The sequence below is a fragment of the Actinomadura luzonensis genome, assembly GCF_022664455.2.
Classification (GTDB): Bacteria; Actinomycetota; Actinomycetes; order Streptosporangiales; family Streptosporangiaceae; genus Nonomuraea; species Nonomuraea luzonensis.
This window is the reverse complement of record NZ_JAKRKC020000001.1, coordinates 3,796,862-3,817,188: the sequence shown is the minus strand read 5'-3', so window position 1 is coordinate 3,817,188 and position 20,327 is coordinate 3,796,862. Positions and strand designations below refer to the sequence as shown.

The 20,327-nt window shown below is 76.4% G+C and carries 21 protein-coding genes and 1 pseudogene; 16 read left to right on the top strand and 6 right to left on the bottom strand.

The genetic code is table 11. The features are described 5' to 3' along the window. The first annotated feature begins 35 nt into the window (after positions 1-35). From MF672_RS18690 to MF672_RS18675, 5 genes and pseudogenes are all read left to right on the top strand, one after another. A complete protein-coding gene (locus tag MF672_RS18690) occupies positions 36-731 on the top strand; it encodes a GMC family oxidoreductase N-terminal domain-containing protein (RefSeq protein WP_247815306.1) in 696 nt (231 codons plus the stop codon). Beyond that, positions 692-811, top strand: a pseudogene (locus MF672_RS52180) (GMC family oxidoreductase N-terminal domain-containing protein); the annotation flags it as partial. The gene MF672_RS18690 and the pseudogene MF672_RS52180, both read left to right, overlap by 40 nt. A gap of 109 nt (positions 812-920) precedes the next feature. Beyond that, positions 921-1,484, top strand: coding sequence for a GMC oxidoreductase (locus MF672_RS18685; RefSeq protein WP_247815305.1), 564 nt, complete (start codon positions 921-923; stop codon positions 1,482-1,484). A gap of 35 nt (positions 1,485-1,519) precedes the next feature. Further along, positions 1,520-2,971: a cytochrome P450 gene (locus MF672_RS18680; RefSeq protein WP_242383907.1), complete on the top strand. Its 1,452-nt coding sequence runs from the start codon at positions 1,520-1,522 to the stop codon at positions 2,969-2,971. Positions 2,972-3,084: 113 nt separating this feature from the next. Then, on the top strand, positions 3,085-3,933 hold the full coding sequence (locus MF672_RS18675; protein WP_247815304.1) for a fluoride efflux transporter FluC: 849 nt from the start codon (positions 3,085-3,087) through the stop codon (positions 3,931-3,933). A 2-nt stretch (positions 3,934-3,935) separates the two neighbouring features. Here the strand turns inward: MF672_RS18675 and MF672_RS18670 are convergent, their stop codons facing one another. From MF672_RS18670 to MF672_RS18660, 3 genes are all read right to left on the bottom strand, one after another. Then, positions 3,936-4,316: a VOC family protein gene (locus MF672_RS18670; RefSeq protein ID WP_242383904.1), complete on the bottom strand. Its 381-nt coding sequence runs from the start codon at positions 4,314-4,316 to the stop codon at positions 3,936-3,938. 40 nt (positions 4,317-4,356) lie between these two features. Beyond that, on the bottom strand, positions 4,357-5,115 hold the full coding sequence (locus tag MF672_RS18665; protein WP_242383903.1) for a hypothetical protein: 759 nt from the start codon (positions 5,113-5,115) through the stop codon (positions 4,357-4,359). An 80-nt stretch (positions 5,116-5,195) separates the two neighbouring features. Then, positions 5,196-5,834 (bottom strand): HNH endonuclease family protein, encoded by a 639-nt coding sequence (locus MF672_RS18660; RefSeq protein WP_242383902.1) that lies wholly within the window; start codon positions 5,832-5,834, stop codon positions 5,196-5,198. Positions 5,835-5,955: 121 nt separating this feature from the next. Between MF672_RS18660 and MF672_RS18655 the strand changes: the two genes are divergently transcribed. From MF672_RS18655 to MF672_RS18645, 3 genes are all read left to right on the top strand, one after another. Then, positions 5,956-6,897 carry a GAF domain-containing protein gene (locus tag MF672_RS18655; protein WP_247815303.1) on the top strand — a complete coding sequence of 314 codons (942 nt, stop codon included), beginning with the start codon at positions 5,956-5,958 and terminating at the stop codon, positions 6,895-6,897. 112 nt (positions 6,898-7,009) lie between these two features. Beyond that, entirely contained in the window at positions 7,010-7,306 is a 297-nt protein-coding gene (locus MF672_RS18650) for a hypothetical protein (RefSeq protein ID WP_242380964.1), read from the top strand. After that, on the top strand, positions 7,306-8,397 hold the full coding sequence (locus MF672_RS18645; protein ID WP_242380965.1) for a bifunctional WXG100 family type VII secretion target/C40 family peptidase: 1,092 nt from the start codon (positions 7,306-7,308) through the stop codon (positions 8,395-8,397). Before MF672_RS18650 ends, MF672_RS18645 begins: the two co-directional genes overlap by 1 nt. Here the strand turns inward: MF672_RS18645 and MF672_RS18640 are convergent. Then, complete coding sequence (locus MF672_RS18640) at positions 8,390-9,373, bottom strand: cation diffusion facilitator family transporter (RefSeq protein ID WP_242380966.1); 984 nt, start codon at positions 9,371-9,373, stop codon at positions 8,390-8,392. The genes MF672_RS18645 and MF672_RS18640 overlap by 8 nt on opposite strands. A gap of 181 nt (positions 9,374-9,554) precedes the next feature. On the opposite strand from MF672_RS18640, the gene MF672_RS18635 reads away from it, so the two are divergent. The 4 genes from MF672_RS18635 to MF672_RS18620 all read left to right on the top strand — a co-directional run bounded on the left by MF672_RS18635 (position 9,555) and on the right by MF672_RS18620 (position 13,954). Beyond that, positions 9,555-10,769: a glycosyltransferase gene (locus MF672_RS18635; protein ID WP_242380967.1), complete on the top strand. Its 1,215-nt coding sequence runs from the start codon at positions 9,555-9,557 to the stop codon at positions 10,767-10,769. Then, positions 10,762-12,099: a glycosyltransferase family 9 protein gene (locus tag MF672_RS18630; protein WP_242380968.1), complete on the top strand. Its 1,338-nt coding sequence runs from the start codon at positions 10,762-10,764 to the stop codon at positions 12,097-12,099. The genes MF672_RS18635 and MF672_RS18630 overlap by 8 nt, the downstream gene beginning before the upstream one ends. 241 nt (positions 12,100-12,340) lie before the next feature. Next, positions 12,341-13,309: an SLAC1 family transporter gene (locus tag MF672_RS18625; protein ID WP_242380969.1), complete on the top strand. Its 969-nt coding sequence runs from the start codon at positions 12,341-12,343 to the stop codon at positions 13,307-13,309. Between the two features lie 39 nt (positions 13,310-13,348). Then, on the top strand, positions 13,349-13,954 hold the full coding sequence (locus MF672_RS18620) for a TetR/AcrR family transcriptional regulator (RefSeq protein WP_242380970.1): 606 nt from the start codon (positions 13,349-13,351) through the stop codon (positions 13,952-13,954). Here the strand turns inward: MF672_RS18620 and MF672_RS18615 are convergent. After that, on the bottom strand, positions 13,929-15,605 hold the full coding sequence (locus MF672_RS18615; protein WP_242380971.1) for a glycosyltransferase family 4 protein: 1,677 nt from the start codon (positions 15,603-15,605) through the stop codon (positions 13,929-13,931). The two genes, MF672_RS18620 and MF672_RS18615, sit on opposite strands and share 26 nt — an antisense overlap. Positions 15,606-15,782: 177 nt before the next feature. Here MF672_RS18615 and MF672_RS18610 point away from each other — a divergent pair, with 177 nt between their 5' ends. Beyond that, a complete protein-coding gene (locus MF672_RS18610; protein ID WP_242380972.1) occupies positions 15,783-16,472 on the top strand; it encodes a response regulator transcription factor in 690 nt (229 codons plus the stop codon). A 103-nt stretch (positions 16,473-16,575) separates the two neighbouring features. Here MF672_RS18610 and MF672_RS18605 read toward each other — a convergent pair whose 3' ends face one another. Continuing rightward, entirely contained in the window at positions 16,576-17,886 is a 1,311-nt protein-coding gene (locus MF672_RS18605; RefSeq protein WP_242380973.1) for a sensor histidine kinase, read from the bottom strand. A 112-nt stretch (positions 17,887-17,998) separates the two neighbouring features. Between MF672_RS18605 and MF672_RS18600 the strand changes: the two genes are divergently transcribed. From MF672_RS18600 to MF672_RS18590, 3 genes are all read left to right on the top strand, one after another. After that, a complete protein-coding gene (locus tag MF672_RS18600) occupies positions 17,999-18,265 on the top strand; it encodes a MoaD/ThiS family protein (RefSeq protein WP_242380974.1) in 267 nt (88 codons plus the stop codon). Between the two features lie 91 nt (positions 18,266-18,356). Beyond that, the gene (locus tag MF672_RS18595; protein ID WP_242380975.1) at positions 18,357-19,577 is read left to right on the top strand and encodes a cytochrome P450; all 1,221 of its coding nucleotides are present in this window, start codon (positions 18,357-18,359) and stop codon (positions 19,575-19,577) included. Positions 19,578-19,640: 63 nt separating this feature from the next. Then, positions 19,641-20,321: a TetR family transcriptional regulator gene (locus MF672_RS18590; RefSeq protein WP_242380976.1), complete on the top strand. Its 681-nt coding sequence runs from the start codon at positions 19,641-19,643 to the stop codon at positions 20,319-20,321. The last annotated feature ends 6 nt before the right edge of the window (positions 20,322-20,327 follow it).

Genomic DNA, 20,327 nt, shown 5'->3' with positions numbered 1-20,327 from the left:
AGAGCCCGCCGCCGGCCCCTGCCTACGGTGGCCGCATGGAGATCGATCACCTGATCGTCGGGGCGGGGACGGCGGGCTGCGTGCTGGCCGAACGGCTGTCCGCCGACCCCGCCCGGCGGGTCGTGGTCCTCGAGGCGGGGCCCGACGCGGGGGACGGGACCGGCGTCGCGGACGGGCTCGACTGGGGGCTGCGGGCCACCGTCACCGGCGGACGCGCCGAGCCGCTGGCCCGGGGCCGGGTCGTGGGCGGCTCGGCCCAGGTCAACGGCATGGGCGCGGTGCGGGCCACGGCCGGGGACTTCCGCGCCTGGGCCGCGCTCGGGCTGCCCGCCTGGGACTGGGAGCGGGTGCTGGAGTCCTACCGGCGGGTGGAGCACGACCTGGAGTACGGCGGGCTGCCGTACCACGGCGACGCCGGGCCCGTCCCGATCACCCGCTGGCCGGAGGAGCAGTGGACGCCGCCGGTGCGCGGGCTGGTCGAGGCCGCGCTGGACGCCGGGCACCCGTACTGCGCCGACCTGAACGCGCCCGGCGCGCGCGGCATCGGGCCGTACCCGCACCACCGGCGCGGCCGGCGGCGCATGTCCACCGCGCTGACCCACCTCGCGCCCGCCCGCGGGCGGCCGAACCTGACCGTGCGCGCCGGCTGCCCGGTCGAGCGCGTGCTGGTGCGGCGCGGGCGGGCTACGGCGTGCTGGCCGGGGGAGAGGCCGTCACCGCCCGCGAGGTGATCCTCGCCGCGGGCGCCCCGCTCACGCCCGCGCTGCTGCTGCGCTCCGGCCTCGGGCCCGCCGCCGGGCTGCGCCGCGCCGGGGTGGCGGTCGCCGCCGACCTGCCCGGCGTCGGGCGCGGCCTGCGCGACCAGCCCGGCGCGGTCCTGCCCGCGCCGCCGCGGCCCGGCGCCGTGCCGGCGGGCGCCGGTGACGCAGGTGATCGCCCGCCTGCCCGCGATCCCCGGCCACGAGCCGGACGACGGCTTCTACCTGTGCCTGTTCTGCGGGCCGCCGCCGCAGGGCGGGCCGGTCATGGCCACGCTCATGGTCGGCGACCTCGCCCCGGCCGCGCGCGGCTCGGTCACGCTCACCGGGCCGTCCGCCGCCGACCCGCTCCGCGTGGACCTCGGCTTCTACCGGGAGCCCGGGGACCTGCGGCGGATGCGGGAGGCGTACCGGCACGCCTGGACGCTCGCCCGGCACCCGGCCTTCGCCGCCACCGTCGAGGCCGTCCCCGCGCCGGGCGAGGACGGCGAGCTGGAGGAGCGGCTGCGCGCCACGACGTTCAGCCGGCTGGCCCTGACCGGCGGGGCCGCGATGGGGCCCGAGGGCGCGCCGGGGGCGGTGGTGGGCGAGGACTGCCGGGTGCACGGCATCGAGGGGCTGCGGGTCGCCGACCTGTCGATCGTGCCGGTGGCGCTGCGCTCGCCCACGGCGCTGGACGCCATGATGATCGGCGAGCACGTCGCCGCCCTGATCCTCGCCCGGTAGTCCCTTGCGCGCTCCTCGGTCGCGACGGCCTGGTCATGGAGCGCCTGGGCGGCACCCGCACCATGGGCCGCATGTACGCCTGGCTGATGATCTGCGACCCGCCGCACCGCTCGCTCACCGAGCTGGCCGCCGACCTCGGCGTCAGCAAGACCGCCACCAGCACCGTCGCCCGCCGGCTCGAGAGCGCCGGGATGGTCGAGCGGGTGCCCGCGCCCGGCCGCGAGCACCGCTACCGCGTCGTCCACGGCGGGTGGGAGCACGTCCTGCGGGTGCAGCTCGCCGGGGTGCGGCTCGGCGTCGAGGCCCTCGACTTCGGGCTGTCCGTGCTCCCCGGCGACCGGGCCGAGCAGCGGGCGCGGCTGCGGGAGACCCGCGACCTCTTCGCCTTCACCGAGTACGACGGCGTCCTCGCCGACCCCGGCACCTACTCCTCGGACACCGTGCGCCTGCTCCCGCCCGGCGTCCTGCCCGAGGAGCTGTCGATGGAGGGCTTCATCACCCAGATCGACCCGCCGGCGCACGGCAAGCTGCGCAAGCTCGTCAGCAGCGCCTTCACCCGCAAGGTCGTCGCCGACCTCGAACCGCGCATCGCCGCCCTCACCCAAGAGCTGCTGGACGCGGCCCGCGAGCGCGGCCGGCTGGAACTCGTGGCCGACCTCGCCCACCCGCTGCCGGTCATCGTCATCGCCGAGCTGCTGGGCGTGCCCGTAGGCGACCGCGAGCTGTTCAAGCGGTGGGCGGACGCGCTGTTCGAGCGCGACGCCCAGCTCTCGGTCACCGACACCGGGCTGGAGCGGCAGGCGCTCGTGGAGTCCTCGACGCGGGCCTGGCGGGAGATGGCCGCCTACCTCGGCGGGCACGCCGCCGAACGCCGCCGCCGGCCGCGCGCCGACCTGCTCACCCGGCTGGTCGAGGCCGAGGTGGACGGCGAGCGCCTGCCCGACGTGCAGGTGGTCAACTTCGCGATGGTGCTGCTGCTGGCCGGGCACATCACCACCACGATGCTGCTCGGCAACACCGTCCTGTGCCTCGACGCCCTCCCCGGGCAGCAGGAGCGGGCGCGGGCGGACCGCGCCACGGTGCCGGCCGTCATCGAGGAGTCGTTGCGGCTGCTCACGCCGTTCGCCGCCGTCGCCCGGTCCACCACCCGCGAGAGCGAGCTGGGCGGGGTGACGATCCCGGCCGACAGCTACGTCATGGTCTGGCTGGCCGCGGCCAACCGCGACCCCCGGGCGTTCCCCGGCCCGGAGACGTTCGACCCCGGCCGCGACCCCAACCCGCACCTGGCCTTCGGGCGCGGCATCCACTTCTGCCTGGGCGCGCCGCTGGCCCGGCTGGAGGAGCGGGTCGCGCCCGGCATCCTGCTCGACCGGATCAACCCGATCCGCACCGATCCGGAGGACCCTGTCCTGTTCATCCCGACGCCGACGATGACGGGGGTGCGCCGGCTCCCGCTCACCTGGCCCCCGCCACCGCCCGCCACCTGAACCGTCGCCTGAATGGTCACCCGTGTCCGTCGCCCGTGTCCGTCGCCCGTGTCCGTCGCCCGGGTGCCGCGCGGCTCCCCGGCGTGGGGGCGCGGGCGTGGCAGGCTGGGCCGGTGAGCAGCACGCCCGCCTACCTGCGTCCGCGCCTGATCGCGCTGGTGGCCGCCGGCGGCGCGGCCGGCACGGCGCTGCGGCAGCTCGTCGGGCTCGGCCTGCCGGACGGCCGCCAGTGGCCGTGGGCGCTGATCGCGGTGAACGTGACGGGGGCGTTCGCCCTCGGCCTGCTCACCCAGGCGCTGGCCCGCCGCGGCCCCGAGACCCGGCTGCGCCGCGACGTGCGCCTCGGCGCCGGCACCGGGGCGCTCGGCGCCTACACCACCTACAGCAGCCTGGCCGCCCAGCTCGACCTGCTGGCCCGGGCGGGACGGCCCTGGCTCGCCGCCGCCTTCGCCGTGCTCAGTCTGGCCGGAGGCGTCGCGGCTGGGCGCGGCCGGGCTGGCGCTCGGCCGCCCCGGGCACCGGCCGCCCCACCTGCGCCCGGCTCGACGACGGGCGCCGGCGTGACCTTCTGGCTCGTGGTCGTGGCGGGCGGGCTCGGCGCGGCCTGCCGGTTCGTGCTCGACGGCGCGGTACGCCGCCGCCTGCCGACCCGCCTGCCCGCCGCCACCCTGGCCGTCAACGCGCTCGGCTCGCTGGTGCTCGGCGCGGCGATGGGAGCCGTGGCGGGCGCGGCGGTGAGTTCAGGGGCGGGCTCGGGGGCGGGCGCGGCGGGAGTGCCCGCGCCGGCCTGGGCGACGGTGGTGGGCATGGGCTGGTGCGGCGGCTTCACCACGTTCTCCACCCACATGGTGGAGACCTGCCACCTGGCCGCGCACGCCGGACGCCGGGCCGCCGCCAACCTCGCCCTCATGCTCGCCGTCACCTGCGCCGCCGCCTCGCTCGGCTACTGGGCCGCCGCCTGATGTCACGCGGGCCGGGGGCTCCTGCGGTGCAGGACGCAGAACTCGTTGCCCTCCGGGTCGGCGAGGACGACGAAGCCCTCGTCGCCCCGCTGGCCCACGTCCGCCCGGCGCGCGCCCAGGCCGATCAGGCGCTCCACCTCGGCGTCGATGTCGCCGCCATCGGGGACGTAAAGGTCGGGGTGGCAGCGGTTCTTGCCGGGCTTGGCCGTGGCGGCGGGCTGGAGCCACACCGAAGGGGAGCCCGCCGGGGCGTCCGCGGGCGGCCACAGGTGCGGGCCCTCGCCGTCGTGCTCGACCTCGTAGCCCAGCGCCGCCGACCAGAACGCCGCCATCCTGCGGCTGTCACGCACGTCGAGGGTCCATTGGGCGATTCTGCTCGTCATGCCGATCGCCTCTACCCCGCCCGCGGGCGGGGGACACGGGTCAGGACGTGCTGACGCTCCCGGTGGGGCCGGGCACGGGGGTGCCGGGGGTGCCCGGGGTGCCCGGGGTGCCCGGGGTGGACGTCGGCGGCCGGTGACGCCAGCCGCCGCCGTGCCCGCCCATGCCGTACCCGTTCATGTCGTGCCCGCCCATGTCGTGCCGGCCCTGCCCGCCGTCACGCGCGGTCCCGTCGCCGTTCCCCGGCGTCCGGACGTCGGCGGTGAGGACCGCCACGGCGGTGGCCGTGCCGCCCGCCACCTTGGCGACGACCCTGACCTGCGCACCGGTCTTGATCGCGGCGATGCCGGCGTCGCCGCGGTTGACGCGGGTGCCGGAGCCGACGGCGTACTCCCTGGTGTAGCCGTCCTCGCTCCTGACGGTGATCGAGTCCGCGTCCACGGCGGTGACCGCGCCGTACTGGGTGGCGACGGTCACGTACCCGCCGTCGTCGCCGCGCACCACGTACTCGCCGTGCAGGGCGGGCCCGCCGAGGCCCATCCCGTGGCCCCAGCCGCGGCCCCTGCCGTCGGAGGGCGCGCCGGACGGGCTCACGGGCGGCGTGCCGCCGCCCGACACCGACGGGGACGGCGGGGGCGACGGCGGGGGCGACAGCGCGGCCGCCGCCGACACCCCGGCCCCGGCGGCCAGGACGAGCGCGACGGTGCCGGCCAGCACCAGGCCACGGGGGAACCGGCGCCTCGGCGGCTCGCCCTCCAGGGTCTCCGCGGCGCTGAACCCGTCCGGACCAGGGGTCGTCATCTCGTCCTCCCGACACTGCTGTGACGGGACCAGAATGCGGCAAGGCGGCTAAAAGGGCTGTAAGTGGTCGTCAAGGGACGTCACCGGCAGGTGCGCAGCATGTTGAGCAGCGCCACCTTCTCCTTCCGGGTGACGAAGAGCCGGTAGTGGTGTTTCACCGAGATCCACGACGTGGCGTAGCGGCACCAGTGGGCGCGGCGCTGCGGGCGCCAGCTCTGCGGGCCCTGGCCGCCCTTGGCCAGGTTCGCGGAGTGGCTGACCGTGATCAGCTCGGGACGGGTGAGGTCGTTGGCGAACGCCCGTCGCCGCGCCTGGCTCCACCGGCTGGCCCCCGAACGCCACGCGTACGACAGGGGCACCACGTGGTCCACGTCCACCTGCCGCTCGCTCCTCAGCCACCTGCCGTCGTACGGGCTGTACCAGACGCCCCGCACGGGATGGCAGGCCGCGTTCCTGCGCACCCGCCGCCCGTCGCGGGCCAGCACCGCCTCGCGCGCGTCGCACGCGCCCCGGTGGCGCGCCCAGCGCGGCATGAACCGCCGGTGGCTGTAGCCGCGCAGGGGGAGCGGGCTCGCGACCTTGAGCTGATCCAGCAGGCGCCGGGCCCGCGCCGCCGACCCGGCCTCGGCCGCGGCCGGCTGCGTGGTGACGACGGCGGTGAACGGGACGACGACGAGTGCGAGCACGGCGGCTCGTGCCGCACGCCTGAGAAGGATCATGATTCCACCCTTACCAGCAAACGCCCCCATGCTGCAGGGATACCGCCGGGATGATCGCCTCCCGGTGATCCCGGCGGGAGAGTTCTGGCCTGCCGCCCGAGGACGGAGTGACACTACGGGCATGGACCGGGGCATAGAGGACTTCCGGGAGAGGTCCGAGCGCCTGATCAAGCAGGCCCGGGCGGCCCGCCGCCGCACGGAGCAGTTACGGGCGGACACCGACATGCGCTGGCGCCGCCTCCAGGAGCTGGAGGAGGCGGCGCGGCGCGAGCTGGAGCGCCTGCGCGCGGACGGCGCGGAGAGCAGGGACGGCGCGGACGGCGCGGCCGGCGGGCCGCGCCCGGCCGGCGGCACGGCCGGCGGCACGGCCGGCGGCACGGCCGGCGGCACGGCCGGCGGCACGACCGGCGGCACGACCGGCGGCACGACCGGCGGCACGACCGGCGGCACGACCGGCGGCACGACCGGCGGCACGACCGGCGGCACGACCGGCGGCACGGCCGGCGACCCGGCCGCCCAGGCGCTCGCGAACGGCGGCGCCGCCCTGCGGCGTTTCCTGCACCCCTGCCTCCACGGGGCCGACCCCGGCACGGTGATGGCCGCCGCCCTGCGGGCCGCGCTGGAGGTCACCGGCGCGGACAAGGGCAACGTGCAGGTGTTCGACCGGACGGCGGGCGGGCTCACGATCGCCGCGCACTACGGGTTCGACCAGGATTTCCTGGACTTCTTCGCGCTCGTGTCCGACACGGGCTCGGTGTGCGGGCAGGCGCTCGCCCAGCGCCGCGCGGTCGTGGTGCGCGACGTCGGGCTGGACCCGCGGATGGCCGGCACCCCGGCCTCGCAGGCGCTGCTCGCCGCCGGGGTCCGCACGGTGCACTCCGCGCCCATGCTCGGCGCGGGCGGCGAGGTGCTGGGCATGGTGTCGGTGCACTACCGGGACGTGCGGACGCTGAGCGACGCCGAGCGCGGGCTGCTGCTGCCGCTGACCAGCCGCCTCGGCCGGCTGCTGCACGCCGTCCCGGCCTCCTACCGGCAGCCGTTCGCGCCGATCCCGCAGATCTGACCGCATCTGTCACGGTTGTCCCCGTAGACGGGTGCGACCGACGGGGTCCTTGAGGCAGTATGGATCACGTCAGGAGCGGACGTCAGGGCGAACTTGCGGGGGTGGCTGTCGGATGGGCGGGCTCGACCTGCACTTCCAGGCGCTGGAGGACTGCGCGTCCACCGCGCGCCGGGTGGCGAAGGAGGCTTCCGAGCTCGGCGGCGGCTATCCGGCCGCGGCCACCGACTCCACGATCTTCGGCAAGCTGGCCGACTCCTCCGGGCTGGCCGCCGCCGTCGACTCCGTCGAGAACGCGGTGGACGGCGAGCTGGGCCAGGCCGGCTCCAAGCTCGAAGGCGTCGAGCGCGCCCTCGACAAGGTGCGGCAGAACGTCCGCACCGCCAACCGGGCCAGCGGGGCGGACGCGTAATGGGCGTCGCCGAGCAGGTCGCCGCGCTGCCGGGCGGCGGCGAGGAGCTGGCCGGGCTGCTACGCAAGGTCAGCGGCGACCCGGCGGCCATCCGCGGCATCGCCAAGCGGTGGCGCGCCGCGGCCGGCAACGTGGACGACTATGCCGGCCGGGTCAGCTCGGCCGTCCGGGACGTCGACACCGCCTGGAACGGCGCCTCGGCCGACGCCTTCGTCACCTACATGGCCGGCTACGACCGCGCGGGCGGCGCCCTCCACGACGCCCTGACCAGCAGCGCCGGCGCCCTCGACAGCGCGGCCCAGGCGCTGGAGACGGCCAAGTCGAAGATCTCCTCCATCTGCGGCACGCTCCTGGACGACGTGCGCGCGTACAAGGAGGCCCACCCCGACGCCGACCAGACCGCCTACACCGACGCCGTCTCGCCCAAGGTCGCCAGGGCGCTGTCCGACGCCAGGCCGCACAGCGAGGACGCCGCCACGGCCGTCACCCAGGCCATGAAGGACGTCAAGAAGTTCCTGGGCGACCGGGCGGCCACGTTCGCCGGGATCAAGGCGCCGGGCGACCAGACCTTCGTGCCCGGCCCCGGCCACACCGTCGACTGGCAGCCGGCCCCCGATCCCGCGCCGAAGACCACCACCCTGCAGAGCGGCGGCTCGCCCCTGGGCACCAGCTCCGGGGCCACCCCCACCGGCTACGCGGGCGACGGCCCGCCGCCGACGCCGCTGCCGTTCGACCCCGGCACCGGCACCGGCGCCCGCATCGTGGCCGCCGCCAAGCTGCACCTCGGCAAGCCGTACGTGTGGGGCGCCAACGGCCCGTCGGCCTTCGACTGCAGCGGCCTCGCCTACTACGTCCTCAATCAGGCCGGCATCAAGATCGGCGACACCACGGCGGCCGGCTACCAGGCGAGCGGCAAGCCGGTCAGCACGCCGCAGCCGGGCGACCTGGTCTTCTTCGGCAACCCGGCCAGCCACGTGGGCATCTACCTCGGCGACGGCAAGATGATCCACGCGCCGCACCCCGGAGCCTCGGTCACGGTCGGCACCGTCGCCGCGGACGGCCGCCCGGTCAGCTACCGGCGCTTCACCTGAGCGACCCGTCGTCCCCGCTGTCGTCCCCGCTGTCGTCCCTGCCGTCGTCCCGGGCGCTCGTGGCGGCGGCGTCGTGCGGGGCGGGCTGCAGGTAGACGACGGAGGCGATCGGGACGCGGTCGCGGATGCGCTGCTCGGTCTTGCCGAGCGCCTCGGCCACCGCCTCGGCCTCGCGGTGGTCGGCGATGGTGACGCGGGCGGCCACCAGCAGGTCCTCCGGGCCCAGGTGCAGGGTGCGGAGCTGGGTGTAGCCGGCGATGACGTCGTCGCCGCGCAGCACGTCCTCGATGGAGCGCTGCGTCTCCGGGGACGCCGCCTCGCCGATGATCATGCTCTTGGTCTCCCTGGCGAGCGTCACCGCGACGACGATCAGCAGCACGCCGATGGCCACCGAGCCGAGCCCGTCCCACATGGTGTTGCCGGTCAGCAGCGCGAGCGTGACGCCGACCAGCGCGAAGACCAGGCCGATCAGGGCCGCCGCGTCCTCCAGCAGGACGACCGGCAGCTCCGGCGCCTTGGCGTCGCGGATGTAGCGGGTCCAGGAACGGTCCTTGCGCAGCTCGTTGGCGTTGCGGACGGCGGTGCGCAGCGACAGGCCCTCCATGACGATCGCGCCCAGCAGCACCCCGACCGCCCACGGCCAGCTCTCCAGCGGATGCGGGTGGCTGATCTTCTCGTACCCCTCGTACAGGGCGAACAGGCCGCCGCCGAAGAACAGCACCACCGACACCAGGAACGCGTAGAAGTACCGCTCGCGCCCGTACCCGAACGGGTGGGCGGGCGTCGGGCCGCGCTTCGACCGCGACCTGCCGAACAGCAGCAGCCCCTGGTTGCCCGAGTCGGCGACCGAGTGGATGCCCTCCGCGAGCATCGACGACGAGCCCGTGAACAGGAACGCCACGAACTTCGTCACCGCGATCCCGATGTTGGCCGCCAGGGCCGCCAGGGTCGCCTGCTGAGAACCGCCTCGGCTCACGCCGCCTCCTCTCGACATGACCCTCGCCCTTACCCAGGAGCGCGCGAAGCAGACGTGGCCCTCGCCGTCAGCCACGTCCATGCCCTCACGCAACCTCCCCGAAGAACGGGATGAACAGGCACAGACGCCCCACGTCGGCAGGTTTGCCGCACCGGCTGCCGGGCACCTCCCGAGCAGCGTCATGGGGAACGGGGGAGCCGTGGCGGAGGGCGAGCGCATCCGGGTGGCGATGGTCCACGGACCGGCCCCGGCCGAGCACGACGGCGTCGGCGACTATGTCGGACGTCTCGTCGCCGCGCTCGGCCGCGACGGGGTGGAGGCGGTCCGGGTGCCCGTCGGGCCCGAGCGGGCCGGGACCGGGTGGAGCTGGCTGCCCGCCACGCTCGACGCGGCCCGGCGGGTGCGGCGGCTGCGCCCGGACGTGGTGCACGTGCAGTTCGCGCCGTCCGTCTACCGCTTCTCCGGCTTCCCCGGCCTGCTGCCGCTGCTGCTCGAAGCGGGCGCCCCGCTGGTGACCACGCTGCACGAGTACGGCTGGTGGGCGGTGCCCGGCTGGGTTCCGGACCGGCTCTGGCGTCCGCTCGAACGCCGCCGCCTCTGGGACCGGGAGACCGGCCGCCTGGTGCCCGCCAGCGCCCGCGTCGTCGTCACCAACGGCGCGCACGCCTGCCAGGTGCGCCTCCGCACCGGCGCGGACGGCGTGGTGGAGGTGCCGCTGGCCCCCAACGTCGTCGACCACGGCCGCGCCGCCGGCGCCCGGGCCCGGGTGCGGGCCGCGCTCGGGATGGGGCCGCGGGATCCGCTGCTCGCCTTCTTCGGGTTCGTGCACCCGGTCAAGGGGGTCCGGCAGCTCATCGAGGCGCTGCCCGCGCTCCGCGCCGCCCGTCCGGGGCTGCGGCTGCTGGTCGTCGGCGGCTTCACCTCGCAGGCGCTGCCCGAGCGCGAGGCGCTGGCCTTTCACGCCGAGCTGGACGCGCTCGCCGCGCGGCACGGGGTGGCGGAGGCGGTCACGTTCACCGGGCACCTGCCCGCCGCGCGGGTCTCGGAGGCGCTGCACGCGGCGGACGCCGGGGTGCTGCCGTTCACGGCCGGAGTGACCACCAAGAGCGGGGCGCTGCTGACCATGCTGGCGCACGGGCTGCCGACGGCGGTCACCGTACCGGACGAACCGGACCCGGCGCTGCCCCTGGGAGAGGCCGTCACCGCCGTCGCGGCCCGCCGCGACCCGGAGGCCGTCGCGGACGCGGTGGCCCGGCTCCTCGACGACCCCGCCCTGCGGCGGCGCCTGGCGGCCGAAGCCCTCCGCCTGGCCGCCCGCCACTCCTGGCCGCGCGTCGCCGCCGCCCACCGCACCCTGTACGAGTCCCTGCTCACCCCGCCACCCGCCGATGACTGACCCAGCGCGCGGGTGGGCGGACCGGACGTCGCGACCGAAGGGTGATCCGGGAGAGCCGCGCCTCCAGGGCGAGGGGCAGTCGTGGTCGCGGGGGCGAGGGCCGGTCCGGGAGATCCTGGTCGTCGACCTGCTCGGCGGGATCGGCGACCTCGTCATGCTCCTGCCGGTCGTCCACGCCCTGGCCCGCCGCCATCCCGGGGCGGCGCTGCGCGTGGTCACACACGAGCCCGGCGCGGAGCTGCTGCGCGGCGACCCGGCCGTGGCCGAGGTCCGTACGCCCCGCCACCCGCGTCCGGGCGCGGAACGGGAGGCCGTCGCCGCCGCCCTGGCCGCCCACCGCCCCGACCTGGCCGTCACGACCACCCGGACCGACGGCATCCCCGCCCTGCTCACCGCGGCCGCCGGCCGCGCCGTCACCGACCTGTGGCGCGATCCGCCGCCCGGCGAGCCGGTGGGGGAGCGGTACCTGCGCATCCTGTGCGACGAGGGCCTGCTCGCCCCGGACGACCGCACCGCCCGCCCCAGGGTGCGTTTGACCCCGGCGGAACGCGCGCGCGGCGAACACCTGGTGACCGCCTGCCTCGCCCCGGCCTCCCCCTCGTCCTCTTCCTCGTCCGCCGCCTTCGGGCCTTCGCCGTCCAGGCCGCCCGTCGTGCTCATCACCGAGGCCGGGATGGAGGTGAAGCGCTGGCCCGCCGGACGCTGGCGGGAGCTGGCCGAACTGCTGGCCCGGGGCGGTCACCCGTTGCTCGCGCTCGACGCCCCCGCCAAGGGCACGTGCGCCGTTTCGCCGGGGACGGCCGTTTCGCCGGGGACGGCCGTTTCGCCGTTCCAGGCCGCGACGCCCTCCTGGCCGTCCCTTGCCGTGCTGCCCCGCTGTGACCTGCGCACCCTCGCCGCCTGCCTGGCGGCTGTCGGCGCGCGCGGCGGCGTGGTGGTCGGCGGCGACACCGGCCCGCTACGCCTGGCCGCCGCCGCGGGCGCGTCCACCGTCGGGCTCTTCGGCCCCACCTGGACGGGCAGGTACGGCCTCAACGGCCCGCCGACCGCCGACGGCCCGCCGACCGCCGACGGCCCGCCGACTTCCGACGGCCCGCTGACCCCCGACGTCCCGCTGACGCCCGGCGGCCCGGCAACCCCCGGCGGCCCGGCGGGCTTCGACCTGCAGGGCCTGCCCGAATGCCGCCACCGCCGCCCGACGGCCATCACCGAACAGCCGTGCTGGTGGACCGCCGCCTGCCCGCTGTCGGCCGGCGGCCCGGCCTGCATGGCCGCCATCCCCGTCGCGTCAGTGGCCGAAGCCGTCACCCGCCTGACCGCCCACGTCTGATCCCCCTCGCCCGAGCGACCCCGGGGCGCCCGTCCCGAGTCGGGCTCTCGGAGAGTCGCACGCCCGAAGCGGCCCCATCACAGGACGGTCCGTGAGAAGCGACCGGTGCGGGGCGGTCCGCCCGGAAGCGCCCCAGACGTTCCATGCGCTGGTCCGCCCCCGTCAACGGCGGCGCCGGTCAGCCTCCACCCGGCGGAGCCCGAATTGACTTTCAAGACGACCGGTCATATTGTCCCGGGCCATGACAAGGTCGACGCGGATCCCGCTCAACACCCTCGGCATCGGCTTCGGGCTGTCCGGCCTCGCCGGCACCTGGACCGCGGCCGCCTCCGCGCTCGGCGCCCCGCCGCTCGCCGGCGAAGCCCTCTGGGCCGTGGCGGCGCTCGCCTGGGCGGCCACCCTCATCCGCTACGGCCTCGGCGTCAGGAGCCCGCGCGACCTCGCCGCGGACCTGCGCCACCCCGTCCTCGGGCCGTTCGCCGCGCTCGCCCCCGCCACCGGCTCGCTCCTCGCGGCGCACCTGGCCGCCTACGCCCCCGCCGCCGGCGCGGCCCTGGTGTGGGTGATGCTGGCGGTCGCGGCGGCGTTCGGGGCGTGGTTCGTCGCCGCCCTGCTCACCGCCCCTCGCCAGGCCGCGACGCTGCACGGCGGGCACCTCCTGCCGACGGTCGCCGCCTCCCTCATCGCCGCCCAGTCCCTCGCGGTGATCGGGCAGCGGGGCGCGGCCGTCGCCCTGCTCGGCGCGGGCGTGCTGTTCTGGCTGCTGATCGGGGCCGTCCTGCTGGCCAGGTTCGTCACCGGTCCCGAGCTGCCCGCGCCGCTGCTGCCGACCCTGGCGATCTTCTCCGCGCCGCCCGCCGTGGCGGGCAACGCCTGGTGGGCGATCGCGGGCGCCCGCCCCGGGGCCGCGCACGAGGTGCTGGCGGGGCTGATGGTCGCGCTGCTGCTGCCGCACCTGTTCCTGCTGCGCCGCTACGCGCGCCTGCCGTTCGCCCTCGGCTTCTGGGCGTTCACCTTCACCACGGCGGCCAGCGCCACCTACGGCGTGCGGCTGCTGACGTCCGCCGCCGCGCCGGTGGCCACGGCGGGCGCCTGGGCGCTGGTGGCGGTCGCCACCGCGGTCATCGGCGGCATCGGGGCGCGCTCGCTCGCCCTGCTCCTCCCGGCCCGCCGTCCCCACGGCGAGGTCGCGCCGCTGAAGGCCGCCTGATCGGTTGACCTCCCCAAGATGAGCGGTCATATTGAGGCCATGCCACGGATCAGCGTGAAGAGCAGACTGGTCGACAGCGCCGAGGACGTCTTCCGCCGCCAGGGCTTCGGCGGCGCCAGCGTCCAGGACATCACCACGGCGGCGGGCGTCCCCAAGGGCTCCTTCTACAACCACTTCCCGAGCAAGCAGGCGCTCGCCGTCGAGATCGTCCGCCGCTACGCCCGCGGCACCGACTTCTCCGCCCTGGCCGCGGGCGACGGCTCCTCCTGCGCGGAACGGCTGCGCCGCCACTTCCTGGCCCAGGCCGAACGCACCCGCGCCACCGGCGTCGAGTTCGGCTGCCTGCTGGCCACCTTCGCCGGCGAGTGCGCCAGCGCGGGCGAGCCGGTCCGCGCCGCCGTCCGGGAGATCCTCGACTCCTGGACCGCCGCCGTGGCCGCCACCGTCGCCGAAGGACAGGAGTCCGGCGAGCTGACCGCCTCCCGCCCGGCCGGCGAGCTGGCCGCCTTCCTCATCGACTCCTTCGAGGGCGCGACGCTGCGGGCCAAGGCGACCGGCGACCAGTCGGCCGTGCCCGTCCAGCTCGACCTCGCCCTCGCCGCCCTGCGCGCCGCCCCGGCTACCGCGGGCCGCCCAGCTCCGTGAGCAGCCGCCGCCACTCCGCGCCGACGTGCGCGGCGTCGTAGCGGCCCGAGGTGCGCAGCGCCCGGTCGCCCATGCGGCGGCGCAGCGCCTCGTCGGCGATCAGGACGCACAGCTGGGTGGCCAGCGCGTCCACGTCGCCGGGCGGGACGAGCAGCCCGTCCCAGCCGTGCGTGATGATCTCCCCCGGCCCGGACGGGCAGTCGAAGGACACCACCGGCACGCCCTTGGCCATCGCCTCCAGGATCACCATGGGGAACCCCTCGTGCCGGGAGCTGACCGCCAGCACCGCGGCCTCGTCGAGCTGCGCCCCCACGTCCCGCACCGCGCCCAGGAAGCGCACCGACCCGGTCAGGCGGCGCTCCTCCGCCAGGTCGAGCAGCCGGCCGCGGTCCGGTCCTGAGCCGGCGATCCGCAGCGTCCAGCCCGGGTGCGCGGCGGCCACCTGCTCCCACGCCGCCAGCAGCAGGTCGAAGCCCTTGACCTTGCTCAGCCTGCCGATCGCCAGCACCACCTTCCCGGTCAGCGGCGACGGCCCGCCGCGCACCGGCGGCACCGCGTTCGGGATGCGCAGCAGGTGGCGGGGCGCGCCCGGCCCCAGCGCGGCGCGGTAGGCGTGCAGGTCGGCGCGGGTCAGCGTGACCAGGGCGTCCAGCCGGCCGTAACGGCGGGCGATCAGCCGCCGCACGGCGGGCTTGTGCGTGCCGAAGCCGACGTGCTCCTGCCCGATGACGATCACCCCCGGCGGGGCGAGCAGGGCGGCGGCCAGGTTCAGCCCCGGCCGGGTGGTGATCAGGACCCCGCCCCGCAGGCCGCGCAGGAACCGCGCCAGCGCCACGTCGGTACGCAGGTCGAACTTGTCGTAGGCGGTCTCCTGCCGCGGGATCAGCCGGCTGCGCCACCGGGCCGGCCACGGCGCGCGCCGCCCGGTCAGGAAGGAGACCCGCACGCCCGGCGGGATCGGGAAGAACGGCCGGTCCCGGGTCCTGGTCACGCTCACGATCTCCACGTCGTGGTCGCCGGCCAGCACCGCCGCCAGGTTGAACGCCGTCCTGATCGTGCCGCCCATCCCGTACGCGTGCAGCAGCAGGATCGTGACCCGCCGCGCGTCCGGCGGGCCGGCCCGCCACGACCGGCGCCGGTTGTCCAGCCGCAGGGCCAGCGCCCCCAGCCGGTCCGCGCGCAGCACCAGCGGCACGGCCGACCCGGCCAGCAGCGCGCACGCGATCACCAGCGACAGCGTCAGGCACACGTGCGAGCTGGGATAGCCGTGCGGGCCCTGCTCCAGCACCAGGGCGTGCGCCGCCGGCGGCCGGGGCCGGGCCACCGCGGCCCGCACCAGAGGGACCGGGCCCCAGCCGGCCACGACGACGGCCAGCGAGCGCCAGGCCGCCCGCATCCGCCGCGTGGCGGCCAGGGCCAGGACCAGCGCGGCCACCAGGACGAGCCCCGTGGCCGCGCCGAAGCCGGCGTCCAGCACCCGCGCCACCGCGGTCGCCCACGGGGCCCGGTGCGCCAGGACGACCCCGCCCAGGTCCGCGTCCGCCCCGGTCCAGCCCGGGGCGCGGGCGGCGAACCCGGCCGGCAGAGCCGTCCCCAGGCCCGCGAGCGCCAGGAGCGGCGGTGCTCCGCCCGCCCTGACGGCGCTGGTCACGTGTGTCCCCCCGACCGGGGCCGGCACCTCATGCGATCACGCTAGGCCGGGCCGGGTCAGCGCCTGATCTGCCGATGGTTAGCGGAACGCTTACCTTGCCGGTGCCCGGCCGGCCGCTCGCGGCCGTCGTGGCCGAACCCCTCGGCCGGCCGGCCGCCCGCGCCTACCATCTAGGCCATGGGCGGGGCACGGGTGCTGGTCGTCGAGGACGACGAGGTGATCGGCGCGGAGCTGGTGGAGGCGCTGCGGGCCGGCGGCTACGAGCCCGCCTGGGCCCGTACCGGGGGCGGGGCGCTGGACGACGCCGTCGCCGTGCCGCCCGACCTGATCCTGCTGGACCTGGGCCTGCCGGACGCCGACGGGGTGTCGGTGTGCCGGCGGCTGCGGGCCGTCCTGCCGGGCGCGGTGATCGTGGTGCTGACCGCCCGCACCGAGGAGTTCGAGGTGGTGGTGGCGCTGGACGCGGGCGCCGACGACTACCTCACCAAGCCGTTCCGGCTGACCGAGCTGCTGGCCCGGCTGCGCGCCCACCTGCGCAGGCAGGCCCCGGCGGCGGAGGGGCGGTCGGTCAGCGTGGGGCGGCTCCGGCTCGACCTGCCGGCCCGCCGCGCCTACGTCGGCGGGGAGGAGATGGCGCTGCGGCCGAAGGAGTTCGACCTGCTGGCGGCGCTCGCCGGTCGCGCCGGTGAGGTGGTCACCCGCGAGCAGCTCATGGACGAGGTGTGGGACGAGAACTGGTTCGGGCCGACCAAGACGCTCGACGTGCACGTGTTCGCGCTGCGGCGCAAGCTGGCCGACCACGGCGAGGACCCGGCCCGCATCACCACCCTGCGCGGCCGCGGCTACCGCTACGAGAACGACGCCTAGATCGGACGCCGCCCAGCCCGGACGCCGCCCAGCCCGGACGCCGCCCAGCCCGGACGCCGCCCAGCCCGGGACAACGCCCAGGAGCCGCCGGCCGCCGCGGCGGCTACTGGGCGGGCGGCGACAGCAGGAGGCTGAAGACCGGCGGTGACCTGCGGCGCAGCACCAGCCGCCCCGCCTCAGCCTCGGCCAGCGACCTGGCCAGCGCCAGCCCGATGCCGTGCCCGTCGCCGCCCGCCCGCCGGGCGAACGGGTCGCGGTCCTCGTCGATGCCCTTGCCCTGGTCGGTGACGTCGATGGCGAGCGCGTCGCCGACCGCGGAGGCGTCGACCGACACCTCGCCCTCGCCGTGCGCGAGCGCGTTGTCCACCAGCACCCGCAGGATCTGCCGCACCGCCGGCGCGGAGGCGGCCACCGTCGGCAGGTCGGGCGGCACCGTGACGTGCAGGCCGCGGCCCCGGGCGGCCAGCGGGCCGTGCCAGTCGAGGCGCACCTCCTCCAGCAGGGCCGGCACGTCCAGCGGCGTGGAGCCGGTGCGGGTGTCGCGGGCCAGCCCGACCAGGTCGTCGATGACGGTGCGCAGCCGCTCGCCGCGCTGCACCGCGACCTCGATGGCCGCGCTCAGGTCGGCCCCCGGCCGGGCCAGCGCCGCGTCCAGGCCCAGCAGCAGGCCGGTGAGCTGGGTGCGCAGCTGGTGGGAGACGTTGGCGCTGAAGGAGCGCTCGCGTTCCAGCACCTCGCCGAGGCGGCCCGCGGTGGCGGCCAGCGCCCGGCCGGCGGCGTCGGCCTCGGTGATGTCGGAGCGGGGCGGCCGGATCGAGAAGTCGCCCTCGCCGAGCGCCTGCGCGGCCCGGGTGAGCTGCTCCAGCGGCGCGGCCAGCCGGGCCGACTGGCGCAGCGCGAACGCCGCCGCCAGCGCGATCGCCAGCAGGGCGAGGCCCGCCATCGCCAGCCACGCCCGGTCCACGCGCTCGCCGACCTGCGCGTACGGCGTGCCCACCCGCACCACCCCGGCCTGGCCGCCCTCGGCCGGGACGGGCGCGCTGGCCAGCAGGAACCCGCCCTCGCGCCCGTCGTGCGGATGCCCGTCGCCGGCCCGCGCCGCGACCGCCGAGTAGGCCGGCCCCTGCCCGTACAGCAGGCGCCCGGCGGGGGAGTAGACGCCGACGACCAGCCCGGCGGGCACCTGGGCGGGCAGCCGGACCGTCCGGCGGCGCTCCAGGTTCTCGTCCGGCAGCGCGGCGGCGATCCAGGTGGCGTCGCGGCCGAGCGCCGTCACGGTCTCGTTCCGGTACAGGTCGCGCACGGCGATCGCGAGCGGCACCGCGAACATCGTGACGGTGACCGCCGCCACCACGCTGATCGCGGTGAGCACGCGCCAGCGCAGCGAGCGCGGGCGCGACGGGCTGCCTCGCATGCCGACAGCTTCGCAGCCCCCAGGTAAGCGTCCCGCTAACCCGGCCGCGCGCACCGCCCCGTGGAACAGGATGGAACGCCCCCGGGGCGAGAGGGACGAAGGAGAGCCGCCGATGACCTTCCGCTTCAGCGGAGCCCTGCTGCGCTACGTCGACTACAACCGCACCGCCGTGATCGACGCGGTCGACCTCGGCACCGCGCTCGCCCTGCTGGAGGAGCGGCACCCGCAGCTGCGGCCGGTGCTGCGGGACGCGACCGGCGAGCTGCGGCGCACGCACCAGGTGTTCCTCAACGGCGAGCGCATCCCGCGGCCCAGCCCGCACCTCCCGCTGCGGGACTCCGACGAGGTGGTGCTGCTGACGGCCATCGCGGCCGGTTGAGGCACCCTCCACCCCGGAGAGGGGACATTTGCCTCGATAAGATGATCATCTTATATTCGGAGGGTCGGACTCCCCAGCTGGAGGACAAGCGATGGCTGACGCGATCCCCGAGTTCCCGTTCGACCGCCCGACCGCCCTGGAGCCGCCGCCGCAGCTCGCCGAGCTGCGCGAGCACTGCCCGGTCGCGCACGTACGGCTGCCGAGCGGCGACGTGGCGACCCTGGTCACCCGCTACGACGACGCCCGCGCCGTGCTGGCCGACCCGCGCTTCAGCCGCGACCTGGCCAGGCAGGGCGCGGCCCGGCTGGCCACCACGGAGGACGGCGGCCTGTTCAACCGGTCCAGGTCCGGCCCGGTGGCCATCCGCGAGGGGCAGGGCCACATGCGGTGGCGGCGGCTGCTGAGCCGCTGGTTCACCCAGCGCAAGATGGAGGTGTGGCGCCCGCGCGTCCAGGCCATGGCTGAAGACCTGCTGGACGGCATGCTCGCCAAGGGTTCCCCGGGCAACCTGACCTCCGGGCTCGCGCTGCCCCTCCCGGTGCGCGTCATCTGCGCCCTCGTCGGCGCCCCGGCCGAGGACCAGGACAAGTTCGCGCACTGGTCCCGCGTCATGCTCACGCTCACCCGCTACACGCAGCAGGAGGTCGACCAGGCCTACCGGGAGTTCAACGCGTACGTGTCGGACCTCGTCGACCGCCACCGCGCCGACCCCGGTGACGACCTGCTCAGCGAGCTGACCCAGATCACCGACGCCGAGGACGGCCGGCTCAGCAGGGACGAGCTGGTCTCGACCGTGCGCGGCCTGCTGCTGGCCGGCCACGAGACCACCTCCAACATGATCGCCATCATGACGGCGATGCTCCTCGCCGACCGCTCCCGCTACGAGGCCGTCGTCGACGACCCCGACCTCGTCCCCGGCACGGTGGAGGAGGTGCTGCGCCTGGACACCACGTTGTCGGTGATCGGCGGGGTGCCCCGGTTCATCACCGAGGACGTCGAGCTGAGCGCCGCCCGGGTGCCCGCCGGCAGCACCGTGATCCCCAACATCCCGGCCGCCAACCGCGACCCCGGCAAGTTCCCCGACCCCGACCGCTTCGACCCGCGGCGGCCGAACGTCGCCCAGCACCTCACCTTCGGCGCCGGCCCGCACTACTGCCTCGGCCAGCCGCTGGCCCGCGTGGAGCTCCAGGTCGTGCTCGAGCTGCTCACCTCCCGCCTGCCCGGCCTGAACCTCCGCGATCACCCCGACGACCTGCGGCTGCGCACCGGCGGCATGTCCGGCGGCCTCCAGGAGGTCTGGGTCACCTGGTGACCGGCGCCCCGGCATGGTGATAATCAGGGGGAGACGGTACCGAATACAGCAACAAGGACGGTCATGAACGTCAGCACGGCGGACCCCGCGCCGTCCACCCGGCCGTCTCCCCGCTCCGTCCGGGCCCGGCACGCGCTCATGCGCACCGCCGAGCGCCTCTACGCCGAGCACGGCTTCGCCGGCGTGTCCATGCGGATGATCCGCGAGGCGGCCGGCCACCGCAACAACTCCGCCGTCCAGTACCACTTCAGCAGCCGCGACGACCTGCTCCAGGCGATCCTGGAGCACCACGCGGCGGCGATCGAGCGGCACCGCGCCCGGCTGGTGGCCGTCCTGGAGGAGCGGGGCGAGGTGTCGCTGCGGGAGTGGATCACCTGCGTCGTCGCGCCCGGCATCGAGCACCACATCGAGCTCGGCACCCCCTCCTGGTACGGGCGCTTCCTCGCCCAGGCGGTCGTGGAGCCGGGGCTGCGCGAGCACGCGCGGCGGGTGTACACCAGCACGCCCTCCTTCCAGCGCCTCGACCGCCTCCGCCCGGCCGCGCCAGGACGCGGCGACGACGAGCTGACCGAGCGCCACGCCGCCATGGTCCGGCTGCTCCTCGTGCACATGAGCGCCGACCTGGAGACCGAGCTGGCCGCAGGGCAGGCCCCGCCGGACGAGGCCGAGCGGGCCTGGCGGCGGCTCGGCGACAACCTCGTCACCGCCGTCCTCGGCCTCAGCTCGGCCCTCCTGTCCCAGTGACCACGC